This is a genomic window from Bacillus sp. FSL H8-0492 (assembly GCF_038006145.1).
Taxonomy (GTDB): Bacteria; Bacillota; Bacilli; order Bacillales; family Bacillaceae_G; genus Bacillus_A; species Bacillus_A mycoides.
In genome coordinates this window covers 4,531,447-4,545,310 of sequence record NZ_JBBOUP010000001.1, presented here as the reverse complement: position 1 = coordinate 4,545,310, position 13,864 = coordinate 4,531,447, and the positions used below count along the sequence as shown (strand labels likewise).

Here is a 13,864-nt window from a genome sequence, read left to right as displayed (position 1 = left end):
GAAAAATAATCGGAATATTATGTTAAAATTAAATAGAAAAGGGGGATGGGATATGGAACAGTTACAAATTGGAAATATAAAAGTGACGTGGCTAAAAGGTGGGAATACACATTTAGATGGAGGCGCGATGTTTGGAGTTGTGCCAAAAGTACTTTGGTCACGAAAATATAAACATAATGATACAAATCATATTTATTTACGAACAGATCCGTTACTCTTACAAACGAAAGAAGGAAACATGCTTATTGATTCAGGGATAGGGAATGGTAAATTGAATGAGAAAATGAAGCGGAATCAAGGTATAACAGAAGAATCATCAGTTAAGGAATCTTTAGAAAAATTGGGACTGCATAATGAAGATATTCATTACGTCTTAATGACGCATCTTCATTTTGACCATGCATCTGGTTTAACAAAATGGGAGGGAAATCACCTTGTTCCGGCGTTTCCGAACGCAACGATTTATGTAAGTGAAACTGAATGGAATGAAATGAAAAATCCGAATGTTAGATCGCGTAATACATATTGGAAGGAAAATTGGGAGCCAATCGTTGATAAGATTGTTACGTTCAGGAAAGAAATAGAAATTACGGATGAAATAAAGATGGTGCATACGGGTGGTCATAGCGATGGACATGCCGTTGTCGTCCTTGAAAGTCAGGGTGAAACGATGCTTCATTTAGCGGATATTTTACCGACGCATGCACATCAAAATGTATTATGGGTAATGGCATACGATGACTATCCAATGACATCGATTGAACATAAACAAAAGTGGATGAAGTATGGTACTGAAAAAGAGGCGTGGTTTACTTTTTATCATGATGCATATTACCGTGCAGTAAAGTGGAATGAGGAAGGGCATATAGTGGAGAAGATAGAGAGAAAAACAAATATAGAAGCTTAATATTAATAAGAGGAAGGTGTCCAAAAATATTTATTGGAACAATCTCCACTTATTATGTATTGCTGTTATTATCAGCTTTTGTTGGTAATTCTAAAAAAAAAGAGGTTCACCTAATGGGAAACCTCTTTTTATGCTGCTATAACCTCTAAAACAGTACCTGTTTTAGCATCAACTAAAAATTCAAATCGTTCTTGTATTTCATCTAACATCGTTGTAAGACCGCCGCGATAAACTTCGTACGCGACATCATATTTTTCAAATGCCTCCGGAACCATATGTACCCAAGAGCCAGTAATTTCACCTTTATGACTTAATGCTTGTTTCACCATTTTCAATGCTTTTTCTGAAGAAATATGGGATTGTTCTTGTACTTTGTTTGCAACGAAATAACCAGCTGCGAACCCAACGCCAAGACCTGTGACTAAACCTTTCCAGCTCATATATTCACCTCAATTCTGTAAAATAAAAATAGTGTACCAATAATAATTATAATGCAAATGCAACTAAAAAAGAAGAAACTAGAAACATTTCGAAAATTTCGTTACAATAAAAGAGGTATTCTACTAAGGTTTGAAAGAAGGGGACTTCGTGAATAAAGAGACATTACAATTATTTCGTACGTTAACAGAATTACAAGGTACATCAGGTTTTGAACATGATGTGCGCAGTTTTATGAAGCAAGAATTAAGCAAATATGCTGATGAGATTGTGCAAGACGGTTTAGGTAGCGTATTTGGCCTGAAAAAAGGGGACGAAACTGGCCCGCGCGTTCTTGTAGCAGGTCATATGGATGAAGTAGGTTTCATGGTTACGCAAATTACGAAAAATGGGATGCTTCGTTTTCAAACGTTAGGTGGCTGGTGGAGCCAAGTACTATTAGCTCAGCGTGTACAAGTTATGACGAAGAATGGTCCTGTTATTGGGGTTGTTGGTTCCATTCCTCCTCATTTATTAAGTGATGCGCAACGTGCAAAACCGATGGATATAAAAAATATGTTAATTGATATAGGTGCAGATAGTTATGAAGATGCGATTGAAATTGGCATAAAGCCAGGGCAACAAATCGTTCCAATCTGCCCATTCACGCCAATGGCAAATGAAAAGAAAATTATGGCGAAAGCTTGGGACAACCGCTATGGATGTGGCCTTGCTATCGAATTGCTAAAAGAATTAAAAGATGAAACATTACCAAACACATTATACTCTGGTGCGACTGTACAAGAAGAAGTGGGTCTTCGCGGAGCACAAACTGCTGCAAATATGATTCAACCAGATATTTTCTATGCGCTTGATGCAAGTCCAGCAAATGATGCATCTGGTGATAAGACGCAGTTCGGTCAATTAGGAAAAGGCGCTCTTCTTCGTATTTATGACCGTACAATGGTAACACATAGAGGAATGCGCGAATTCATTTTAGATACAGCAGAAACACATAACATTCCGTACCAATACTTTATTTCACAAGGTGGTACAGATGCGGGCCGTGTGCATACAAGTAACTCTGGTATCCCATCAGCAGTAATTGGTGTTTGTGCACGCTACATTCATACACATGCTTCTATTTTACATGTTGATGATTATGCGGCAGCGAAGGAATTAATTACGAAGCTTGTGAGAGCGACGGACAAAACGACGTTAGAGACAATTAAGAATAACGCGTAAAGAGGAAGGGTGAAAAACCCTTCTTTTTTTAGGTTGAATAGATGACCCAGCGATGAATGGGAGCGGTCAGTGCCTAGTTGGTGCTCGAGCGATGTATTAAGACCGCGGATAGGAAGAGAGAGGAAGGCTGTTTTTGGAAAACCTTTTCTTTTTTTAGGTGGGAGAGATGACACAGAGATGCGTGTGTGCGGTCAGGCGCACTACGGTATAAATCTCAGTCATGAAGACTGATTTGGTGTTCGAGGCTAGTATTAGGATAGAATGATGAATTTATATAGAGGTGAATGAAATGAAGGTAGTAGTTGGGTCGAAGAATAAGACGAAGGTTGGGGCTGTGGAGAAGGTTTGGGAAAATGCTGAAATTACATCTCTTTCTGTTCCATCAGGAGTAGCAAATCAGCCTTTTTCAGATGAAGAGACGATGCAAGGAGCAGTAAATAGAGCGAAGAGAGCATTGCAGGAAGGTGCAGCTTATATCGGCATTGGGCTAGAAGGCGGCGTTATGAAAACGGAGCATGGGTTATTTATGTGTAACTGGGGTGCTTTAGCGACGATTGAAGGTAAAACATTTGTTGCGGGCGGGGCGCGTATTAAGCTACCAGATGATTTTTTAGCACCACTTGAAGAAGGAAAAGAGCTAAGTGAAGTGATGGAAGAGTTTGTAGAGCGAAAAGATATTCGTAGTCACGAAGGTGCTATCGGTATTTTTACAGATGATTATGTCGACCGAACGGAATTATTTGTACACGTTGTTAAGTTACTTGTTGGGCAATATAAGTATGATGAAAAGCAAGCATAAACCTTGCACCATGCGCGATGTATGGTAGTATAAAGAAAAGATTATAGTGTGAAAAAGTGCACTCGTTAGAGGAGGAAATATAGATGAAATCATTAGAAAGCATGGAACAATTCCAAGAATTAAAAAATGAAGAGAATGTAGTCTTCATGTTCTCAGCAGAATGGTGCCCAGATTGCCGTTTCGTTGATCCATTTATGCCAGAAGTAGAAGAGAAGTATAGTGATTTCTCATTTTACTATGTAGATCGTGATGAATTTATTGATTTATGCGTGAAAGTAGACGTATTTGGCATTCCAAGCTTTGTAGCGTACAATAAAGGTGAAGAAACTGGACGCTATGTAAATAAAGATCGTAAAACACAAGAGCAAATCGAAGAGTTTATTGAAGGTTTAAAATAAGACAATTAGCCAATTGAATTGTAAAAACAACCTCTACCTTCGCGGGGGAGGTTATTTTTTTGGAAGGGAGGAAAAAGAGATGAAAATGACAAGTAAAAAGATGAAAGACGAGTTAATGAAGAAATTATCTCGACCAGAATGGGACTGTCATTATGATAGCGAGAAAGAAGTTCTTCGTATTGAACAAACAGACTCGAAAAAAGGTATTAACGTATCACTTCCAGGAGTAGTTGCAAAATGGGAAGTGAACAAAGAAAAAGCAATTGAAGAGGTCGCTTATTACGTACAAGAAGCGCTAATTGCAATGCATAAAGAAGAAAATAGCACGGCGAAAATTTTACCTGTTATTCGCTCTACTTCTTTCCCGAAACAATCAGAAGAAGGAAATCCGTTTATTATGACGGACCATACGGCGGAAACACGTATTTACTATGCGCTAGATTCTAATAAAACGTATCGATTAATTGATGAGCGCCTATTGCAAAAATTAGAGCTTACAGAGGAACAAGTACGTGAAATGGCATTATTTAATGCTCGCTCATTAGGCTATGAATTTAAGCAGGAGACAGTAGCAGGTAATACATTCTACTTTTTAAACACAAATGATGGATACGATGCGAGTCGTATTTTAAACGAATCGTTACTACACTCGATGCGTGAAAAGATCTCTGGTGATATGGTTGTTGCAGTTCCTCACCAAGATGTATTAATTATTGCTGATATCGTCAACGAAATCGGTTATGATATTATTGCACAAATGACAATGAAATTTTTTGCCGAAGGGCATGTTCCGATTACATCACTTTCATTCGTATATGAAGATGGGGACTTCGAACCAATCTTTATTTTAGCGAAGAATCGGAAGAAGACAGATGGAAAAGAGAAAGGATGAACGAAGTGAACGTTTTTTACAACCTTGAAGGAATTGGTGACACTTTAATTGTTACCTTACAAGATATTACTTTAGAAAACCGTACATTTGACCGTAAAGGAGATGTTGCTCGCGTATACGATCGTGAAAGCAATGTAACAGCAGGATTCAACATCTTTAATGCGTCTTCTTATGTAGAAGTAACAGACAACGGAAACGTTACATTAACGAAAGAGTTTGTTGAAAAAATTAACGGAATTTTAGCGAAGAATGGCTTTGAAGAAAAAGTAGAAGCTGATTTCACGCCGAAATTTGTTGTAGGCTATGTAGCTGAAAAAGAGAAGCATCCAAATGCTGATAAATTAAACATTTGTACAGTAGAAATCGGTACAGAAACATTACAAATCGTATGTGGTGCACCAAACGTTGATGCAGGACAAAAAGTTGTTGTTGCAAAAATCGGTGCTGTAATGCCAAGTGGTATGTTAATTAAACCAGCTGAACTTCGCGGTGTTCCTTCTTCTGGAATGATTTGCTCTGCACGTGAGTTAGAGCTTCCAGATGCTCCAGAAGAAAAAGGTATTCTTGTATTAGAAGATAGCTTTGAAGTTGGACAAGAATTTAAATTTTAATTGATGTTAGAAAAAGTAGTCTCGCATATGTGAGGCTATTTTTTTGTGCGAAATTCCTAGGATTGTAACGTTTCCTCTCAAAATCTATATTGTATTTCAAAAACGGATTAGGTAAAATTTAGAAAAAAGAAGGGGGTAGACGTATGAAGCAACAACCAAAAATTGCAGAACTTCTGAAACGAATTGAAACTTCAAAACAGCAAGATATCGAACTAGGTTCCTATGAAATATATGTGTTTAGCGAAAATGAATTAGAAAAAGGACAAATCGGTTATCGATATGATAAACATAAAAATTTATTAATAAGTGAAGAAAGTGGAAAATGGAAAGAGGAATGGATTGTTATCGGATATGAAACGGATATGGGGGATCCTGTTTTCGTAAATGTAGCTGATGATGCTTATCTAGTCTATACCGCAGAGCGTGGTACAGAAACGTGGCAACCCGTTCATATTGGAAATATGGATGAAATTATAAAACAATTATAAGAAATACTTTGAGCCCGGTGCAAAGTGATAGGAGAGAAAAATGAAGTATATAAAAATAATGAGCGCTATTGCAGTCATTGGAATATATATGGGAGGTTGTTCGCAAGAAGAGCCGAAAAAAGAAACAACATCTTCTATACAAGAAAAAAACAAAGATAATAAGGAAGACGCACCGGTAGAAAAGCAGCAAGAAGAACAAGAAAAGAAAGAACAGGCGCAAGCAATTCAAACGAATGAGAAAGTGGAACATAAGCAGGAGGAAGTGCCGACCGAGGAAAAGAAAGAGGAAACTACGCCGCTGCAGCCAACTGAGCAACCGCTGCAAAATAATGAACAAAAAGTAGAGAGTAATGAAAAACAAGAAAAGTTTCTCGTCGTTATTGATCCAGGGCATCAACAAAAAGCGAATTTAAATTTAGAGGCAATTGGTCCAGGAGCAACTACGCAAAAATATAAAGTAACAGACGGAACAGCGGGAGTTGTAACGAAAAAGAGGGAATCAGTTCTTGTATTAGAGATGGCCTTTATATTGAAAGAAAAACTGGAAGCAAAAGGTATACAAGTATTGATGACGAGAACGTCACATGAGGTTGATATAAGTAATAAGGAACGAGCAACATTCGCGAATGATCATAAAGCGAATTTATTTTTGCGCCTTCACGCAGATGGTTCTGAAAATCCAAATCAAAGTGGATTTGCTGTATTGACACCGGCAGAAGGAAGTCCGTATACGAAAGAGATTTATGCTGAAAGTTTTCAAATCTCTCAAACGATAGTAAATAAAATGAGAGAGAATCATCAAGTGAAAGTAAATGGAATTAAATTTCGGGATGACCTTTCTGGATTTAATTGGTCAAAAGTTCCAGGAGTACTATTAGAACTTGGATTTATGTCAAACCCTGAAGAAGACAAAAAATTATCTGACCCACAGTATGTAAATTCTTTATTGCAAAGTGTAACGGATAGTGTGGATGAATATCGGAAGGGTAAAGATTAAACGAGGTCTTACATGTAAGACCTCGTTTTTCTATATGAAAAACAATCGTGAATTAGAATATTATGGATAAAACTAATATGCTTAATTTTACCTGCACTTTTTGCCGAATGCTGATACAATAAAGGATGTTACTATTTAGTAGAAAGAGTGGTAAACATGTTAGATTGGATGAAAAAGCTGTTTAACAAAGAGGAAGAAAAAACAGTGATGAATAAAGAAGTACCGGCACAAATTGAAAGTCAGCCGAAAATTCCTCGTGTAAACCACTACACTGAAGCAAGAGAAGCACAAATGGCAAGTCGGAATGCAGGGAAATGTCGTTTTCCATTAATACCAGATAATGGCTTTGATGAGGAGGATGTAAGAGAACTGCCTAACTTTGAAGAACAACCTATTCAAAGAGGAGTATATGAAGAACAGCCTACTCAAAGAGGAATAAAAGTGGAAAGAAGCAGACGACCGTATGTGGAAACAGAAGCACCTACATATGAGGAACCGGAATTGCAATATGAACCGGAACCAGAGCCTGTCGTAAAAAAAGCATTCGTACCGTCGCAAGAAAGTAACCGTAGACCATTTCGTCCAACAGAAATGATTTCTCCGATTTATGGATATAACCGTCCTTCAGTAGAAACGAAGGTTGTGCAGGAGGAAGAAAAGGAAAGAGAAGATCTTGAAATATCTGTTGAAGGAAAAGCTGTTGTTGACGCATGGTTAGAGAAAAAGGGATATACATTATCCGACTTTTCGGGAGTTCTACAAGGAAGTTCATCTGTTAAGAACGGAGTGAACGAACGAAGTAATAAAGTAGAAGAAAAATCGGTTGTGGATACATGGTTAGAGAAAAACGGTTACGAAGTTGAACGTCAAGCCCCTTCATTAGAAGAAAGCCTAAGTGATGATTTGCTTCATAAAACAGTAGGACAGCATGTGGAAGAAGAGGCTACAATTGTACAAGCCTTGAAGCAGGAGCAAGATGTAGTGGCGTTATCATCTACAGAAGATAACGAAGAAACTTTACAAGAAGAGTCAATAGATTCTAAAGTAGAGCATGTGTATTCGATATTAACAGAAGAAAATGAATGTAATACAGAAATAGAAGAAACTGTTGCTGAAGTTGCAGCAAATCAAGTCGAAGAAGAAACATTAGAAGATGTAGTGATTGTAAAAGCAGATGAAAAGCTTGAAGAAACAATTACTATAGAAATACCAGATGCTTTTGAAGAAGCTAAGGAAGCAGAAGAAGTTGTGGAATTAGAAGAAACTGAGGAAGCAATAGAAGAAGTTGCAGAATTAGAGGAAGCTGAGGAAGCAGCAGAAGAAGTTGTGGAATTAGAGAAATCTGAGGAAGCAGCAGAAGAAGTTGTAGAATTAGAGAAATCTGAGGAAGCGACAGAAGAAGTTGTGGAATTAGAGAAACCTGAGGAAGCGACAGAAGAAGTTGTGGAATTAGAAGAAACTGAGGAAGCAATAGAAGAAGTTGCAGAATTAGAGGAAGCTGAGGAAGCAGCAGAAGAAGTTGTAGAATTAGAGAAATCTGAGGAAGCGACAGAAGAAGTTGTGGAATTAGAAGAAACTAAGGAAGCAGCAGAAGAAGTTGTAGAATTAGAGAAATCTGAGGAAGCGACAGAAGAAGTTGTGGAATTAGAAGAAACTAAGGAAGCAGCAGAAGAAGTTGTGGAATTAGAGAAATCTGAGGAAGTGACAGAAGAAGTTGTGGAATTAGAAGAAACTAAGGAAGCGACAGAAGAAGTTGTGGAATTAGAAGAAACTGAGGAAGCAATAGAAGAAATTGCAGAATTAGAGGAAGCTGAGGAAGCAGCAGAAGAAGTTGTAGAATTAGAGGAAGCTGAGGAAGCAACAGAAGAAGTTGTGGAATTAGAGGAAGCGACAGAAGAAGTTGTGGAATTAGAAGAAACTAAGGAAGCGACAGAAGAAGTTGTGGAATTAGAAGAAACTAAGGAAGCAGCAGAAGAAGTTGTGGAATTAGAGAAATCTGAGGAAGTGACAGAAGAAGTTGTGGAATTAGAAGAAACTAAGGAAGCGACAGAAGAAGTTGCAGAATTAGAGGAAGCTGAGGAAGCAGCAGAAGAAGTTGTAGAATTAGAGAAATCTGAGGAAGCGACAGAAGAAGTTGTGGAATTAGAGGAAGCTGAGGAAGCGACAGAAGAAGTTGCGGAGTTAGAGGGTACTAAGGAAGAAGAACCAACTTCTCAAGAAACAGTAATTGAAGAAACGATGAATACAGATTTAGTGGAAAATACACCAGTTGCAGAGCAACCAGTGATTTCTCAACAAGAAACAATTACGTTCAAGGAAGAAAGTGAAGTATGCGTACCAGTTTCAGAAACGGATGAGCAAACAAAGAAAGATGTTCAAAACTTTGCGAACGTTTTAGTTGAAGAAGCGGAAGAAAAGAAGCAAGTTGCTGAAGAACAGCCTGCTTTACAAATAGAAGAACCGAAACGTGAGAAAAAACGTCATGTCCCATTTAATGTTGTCATGTTAAAGCAGGATAGAAAGAAATTAATGGAAAGACATGCGGCAAGAACGAACGTAATGCAATCAACTGTCAGTGAACGAGTGGAAGAAAAGCCAATGCAGCAAGTGGTAGTAGAACCACAAGCAGAAGAAAAGCCAATGCAGCAAATGGTAGTAGACCCGCAAGTGGAAGAAAAACCAGTGCAGCAAGTGGTAGTAGACCCGCAAGTGGAAGAAAGTCCAGTGCAGCAAGTGGTAGTAGAAGCCCAAGTGGAAGAAAAACCGATGCCGCAAGTGGAAGAAAAACCGATGCAACAAGTAGTGGTGGCTGGACAAGTACAAGAGCCAATTTCAAGTACGGAAGTACAAGAGAAAGCATATGTTGTAAATCAAAAAGAGAACGATATGCGCAACGTACTACAAGCGCCACCGAAGTATGAACTTCCGCCATTAACGTTGTTGTCAATTCCACAGCAGGCAGCATTAGATAATACGGAGTGGCTAGAAGAACAGGAAGAATTATTAAATACGACATTTAATAATTTCCATGTTGGAGCACATGTTATTAATGTGTCACAAGGGCCGGCGGTAACTCGTTTTGAAGTACAACCAGACCCAGGTGTGAAAGTAAATAAAATTACAAATTTAAGTGATGATATTAAGTTAAGTTTAGCTGCGAAAGATATTCGAATTGAAGCGCCAATTCCAGGGAAGAGTGCAATTGGAATTGAAGTTCCAAACAAGGAAAGTAAGCCAGTATTCCTGCGTGAAATTTTAAGAAGTCCTGTATTTACAAAGAGTGAATCACCGCTTACAGTTGCGCTGGGGCTTGATATTTCCGGTGATCCAATTGTAACGGATATTCGAAAAATGCCACATGGACTTATTGCGGGTGCAACTGGTTCAGGGAAAAGTGTGTGCATTAACGCGATTTTAACGAGCATTTTATATAAAGCGAAGCCGCATGAAGTGAAGTTGATACTAATTGATCCGAAGATGGTTGAGCTTGCACCATACAATTCTGTTCCACATCTTGTAGCACCTGTTATTACTGACGTAAAAGCAGCTACAGCTGCTTTAAAGTGGGCGGTTGAAGAGATGGAACGTCGTTATGAATTGTTTGCTCATGCTGGTGCTCGTGATTTAACTCGTTACAATACGATTGTAAGTGGTAGAGAAATCCCAGGTGAGACATTACCGTATATTGTAATTGTCATTGATGAGTTAGCGGACTTAATGATGGTTGCTCCTGGTGATGTTGAGGAAGCGATTTGTCGTATTGCACAAAAAGCGCGTGCTTGTGGTATTCACTTATTAGTTGCGACGCAGCGTCCATCTGTAGACGTTATTACAGGTTTAATTAAATCAAACATTCCAACGCGTATTGCGTTTACAGTATCATCTCAAGTTGATTCGCGTACGATTATCGATATTGGGGGCGCGGAGAAGTTACTTGGTCGTGGTGATATGCTATTTTTAGGAAACGGCACATCTAAACCAGTTCGTGTACAAGGTGTATACGTATCAGATGATGAGATTGAAAGAACAGTTGATCATGTGAAAAAGCAAATGAAGCCAAACTACTTATTTAAGCAAGAGGATTTATTAGCAAAATCAGAGCAGAGTGAGTCTGAAGATGAACTATTTTTTGATGCATGTCAATTTGTTGTAGAGCAAGGGGGAGCGTCCACATCTTCTGTACAGAGAAAATTCCGCATAGGTTATAATCGCGCGGCACGTCTAATTGAAGAGATGGAGTCGCAAGGGATTATTTCTGAAGGAAGAGGAACGAAACCGAGAGATGTCCTTATTTCTGAGGATGAATTCGCTGCTATGCAGGAAACAAATGTATAGGAAACGGTTTTGCTGTATACTAATAGAAAATGTTGGATAGTAAAGTAGGGAGTAAAGCGACATGAAAGAAATTGAATTAAAATTAAAAGGTGAAATAAATCGACTAACAAATAAAACATTTAAATTTGATGAACGTGTTGGAGAAGGCTGGTTCTCTGCCGTTTACTTTTTAAAAACTAGAGAAATCATTGAAGAATTTCGCCCGAAAAGCGTTGTAACAATGCAGTTTTTTCAAAAAGAACATGCAGTTCTTTGCGGAGCAGATGAGGTAATCGCATTGCTACAAACATTTGCCAAAAATCCTGAGGAATTAGAAATTCATTCTTTAAAGGATGGCGATAATATTAGTCCGTTTGAAACAGTTTTAACAATTCATGGTCCTTATGAATACTTCGGCTTTTTAGAAGGTGTAATTGATGGGATTTTAGCTCGTCGTACATCAGTTGCGACAAACGTATATAACGTTGTCCAAGCTGCACGTAGTGTAGATAAAGAAAAACCGGTTATTTTCATGGGAGATCGTGACGATCATTATACGCAACAAGCTGGTGACGGCTATGCGGCATACATCGGAGGTATGAGCGCGCAAGCGACGCATGCAATGAATGAATGGTGGGGCAGAAGTGGTATGGGGACGATGCCTCACGCTTTAATTCAAATGTTTAATGGTGATGTTGTTGAAGCTGCAAAGGCATATCATAAAAAATTCCCAGAAGATGAATTAGTCGTACTAATTGATTATAACAATGATGTCATCACAGATGCACTTCGCGTAGCGCGTGAATTTGGATCAACATTAAAAGGTGTACGTGTCGATACGTCTCGCACAATGATTGATCAATACTTCATTCGTCACCCAGAAGTACTTGGAACATTCGATCCACGTGGTGTAAATCCATCACTTGTATTTGCACTTCGTAAGGCTCTTGATGAGGAAGGGTTCCAACATGTAGATATCGTTGTAACTGGTGGGTTTGATGAGAAGCGTATTCGTGAATTTGAAGCTCAAAATGTTCCTGTCGATATATACGGAGTAGGAAGTAGCTTATTAAAAATGAATATTGGTTTTACTGGTGATAACGTAGAATTAAATGGAAAACCAGAAGCAAAAGCGGGTCGTAAATACCGTCCAAATTCACGTCTAGAGCGTGTTCAATTAGAAACAAAAGAAGATATGTAAAAGCGAGAAAAACTGATAGGTGATTGACCCTATCAGTTTTTCTGTTATCATAGTATAGCGGCTTGTTTTTTGCTATAATAAATGTGTTATGGACATAAAAGAAGTACGTACGAGTTTATCACTGATAAGTGAATATAAAAAGAAATTCACTGCATCAGAAATGTATGATGATTACCAAAATAAGAAAAGATTCATATACTGTCTTATAGATAGGCCGTTGTATTAGTTCGAAATGTTGGAGGTTCTTTAAGATGACAGTTTACCATTTTGTAGGAATTAAAGGAACAGGAATGAGTTCATTAGCACAAATTCTTCATGACATGAAGCATACTGTTCAAGGGTCTGATTATGAAAAGCGTTTCTTTACACAAACAGCATTGGAAAAGCGTGGTATTTCCATCCTTCCTTTTGATAAGAATAATATTAAAGAAGGACAAGTGATTATCGCAGGAAATGCATTTCCTGATACGCATGAAGAAATCGTAGCAGCAAAAGAATTAAATATCCCAGTACATCGTTACCATCACTTCTTAGGTGATCTTATGAATCAGTACACAAGTGTTGCTGTAACTGGTGCACATGGAAAAACATCAACAACTGGTTTGTTAGCCCATGTAATGCAAGGTGCACACCCAACATCATACCTTATTGGAGATGGAACGGGGCATGGGGTAGAAAATAGTAAGTATTTTGTATTTGAAGCTTGTGAGTATCGTCGTCATTTCTTGTCTTACTATCCAGACTATGCAATCATGACAAATATCGATTTCGATCACCCAGATTACTTTGCAGACATCAATGATGTATTTAATGCATTCCAAGAGATGGCATTGCAAGTGAAAAAAGGTATTATTGCATGTGGTGATGATGAAGAACTTCAAAAAGTTCAAGCGAAAGTACCTGTTATTTTCTATGGATTTGGAGAAGATAATGATTTCCAAGCACGTAACATTCAAAAGAGAACTGATGGTACTATATTCGATGTATTCGTTCGTAATACGTATTATGACACGTTCAAAATTACAGGATACGGCGATCACAGCGTATTAAATGCATTAGCAGTAATCGCGCTTTGCCATTATGAAAACGTTGATGTAGAAGCAGTTAAGCATCAGCTAACAACTTTTGAAGGCGTAAAACGTCGCTTTAATGAAAAGCCAATGGGAGAACAAGTTATCATTGATGACTATGCACACCATCCGACAGAAATTAATGCAACGATTGAAGCAGCACGTCAAAAACATCCAGAGCGTGAAGTTGTCGCTGTATTCCAACCACATACATTCTCACGTACAGAGAAATTTTTAGATGAGTTCGCGGAAAGCTTAAGTAAAGCTGACCAAGTATACTTATGTGATATTTTCGGATCAGCACGTGAAAACAAAGGTGAATTAACAATTGAAGATCTGCAAAAACGTATCGATGGCGCAGAACTAATTACAGATACAACAACGGATGTGTTAAAGAAACATAAAAACGGCGTTCTTATTTTCATGGGCGCAGGAGACATCCAAAAATTCGAAGCAGCTTACGTAAAAGAAGTTCAAGTTGCAGAGAAGTAATAGAAAAGACGCATAGCTTGGCTGTGCGTCTTT

General features: G+C 38.2%; 12 protein-coding genes. 11 read left to right on the top strand and 1 reads right to left on the bottom strand.

Features of this window, described 5'->3' with window-relative positions:
* Positions 1 to 52 precede the first annotated feature (52 nt).
* Entirely contained in the window at positions 53 to 907 is an 855-nt protein-coding gene (locus MHH66_RS23425; protein WP_100248573.1) for a YtnP family quorum-quenching lactonase, read from the top strand.
* A gap of 128 nt (positions 908 to 1,035) precedes the next feature.
* Here MHH66_RS23425 and MHH66_RS23420 read toward each other — a convergent pair whose 3' ends face one another.
* Positions 1,036 to 1,347: a PepSY domain-containing protein gene (locus tag MHH66_RS23420; RefSeq protein ID WP_002015622.1), complete on the bottom strand. Its 312-nt coding sequence runs from the start codon at positions 1,345 to 1,347 to the stop codon at positions 1,036 to 1,038.
* A 148-nt stretch (positions 1,348 to 1,495) separates the two neighbouring features.
* Between MHH66_RS23420 and MHH66_RS23415 the strand changes: the two genes are divergently transcribed.
* The 10 genes from MHH66_RS23415 (at position 1,496) to murC (ending at position 13,831) form a co-directional block, all read left to right on the top strand.
* Positions 1,496 to 2,569, top strand: a complete 1,074-nt coding sequence (locus MHH66_RS23415; protein ID WP_078184718.1) for a M42 family metallopeptidase — start codon at positions 1,496 to 1,498, stop codon at positions 2,567 to 2,569.
* A 289-nt stretch (positions 2,570 to 2,858) separates the two neighbouring features.
* Positions 2,859 to 3,368, top strand: coding sequence for a DUF84 family protein (locus MHH66_RS23410; protein WP_078184656.1), 510 nt, complete (start codon positions 2,859 to 2,861; stop codon positions 3,366 to 3,368).
* Between the two features lie 83 nt (positions 3,369 to 3,451).
* On the top strand, positions 3,452 to 3,766 hold the full coding sequence (locus MHH66_RS23405; RefSeq protein ID WP_002015619.1) for a thioredoxin family protein: 315 nt from the start codon (positions 3,452 to 3,454) through the stop codon (positions 3,764 to 3,766).
* Between the two features lie 79 nt (positions 3,767 to 3,845).
* Positions 3,846 to 4,658, top strand: coding sequence for a DUF1444 domain-containing protein (locus MHH66_RS23400; RefSeq protein ID WP_002089043.1), 813 nt, complete (start codon positions 3,846 to 3,848; stop codon positions 4,656 to 4,658).
* Positions 4,655 to 5,269 (top strand): YtpR family tRNA-binding protein, encoded by a 615-nt coding sequence (gene ytpR, locus MHH66_RS23395; RefSeq protein ID WP_002089041.1) that lies wholly within the window; start codon positions 4,655 to 4,657, stop codon positions 5,267 to 5,269. Before MHH66_RS23400 ends, ytpR begins: the two co-directional genes overlap by 4 nt.
* A 143-nt stretch (positions 5,270 to 5,412) precedes the next feature.
* Entirely contained in the window at positions 5,413 to 5,757 is a 345-nt protein-coding gene (locus tag MHH66_RS23390; protein ID WP_078184655.1) for a thiamine transporter, read from the top strand.
* Between the two features lie 40 nt (positions 5,758 to 5,797).
* Positions 5,798 to 6,754, top strand: a complete 957-nt coding sequence (locus MHH66_RS23385; protein ID WP_078184654.1) for an N-acetylmuramoyl-L-alanine amidase — start codon at positions 5,798 to 5,800, stop codon at positions 6,752 to 6,754.
* Positions 6,755 to 6,910: 156 nt separating this feature from the next.
* A complete protein-coding gene (locus MHH66_RS23380) occupies positions 6,911 to 11,089 on the top strand; it encodes a DNA translocase FtsK (RefSeq protein ID WP_078184653.1) in 4,179 nt (1,392 codons plus the stop codon).
* Positions 11,090 to 11,150: 61 nt separating this feature from the next.
* Positions 11,151 to 12,269: a nicotinate phosphoribosyltransferase gene (locus MHH66_RS23375; RefSeq protein WP_002015597.1), complete on the top strand. Its 1,119-nt coding sequence runs from the start codon at positions 11,151 to 11,153 to the stop codon at positions 12,267 to 12,269.
* Between the two features lie 251 nt (positions 12,270 to 12,520).
* The gene (gene murC, locus MHH66_RS23370) at positions 12,521 to 13,831 is read left to right on the top strand and encodes a UDP-N-acetylmuramate--L-alanine ligase (protein WP_002015598.1); all 1,311 of its coding nucleotides are present in this window, start codon (positions 12,521 to 12,523) and stop codon (positions 13,829 to 13,831) included.
* The last annotated feature ends 33 nt before the right edge of the window (positions 13,832 to 13,864 follow it).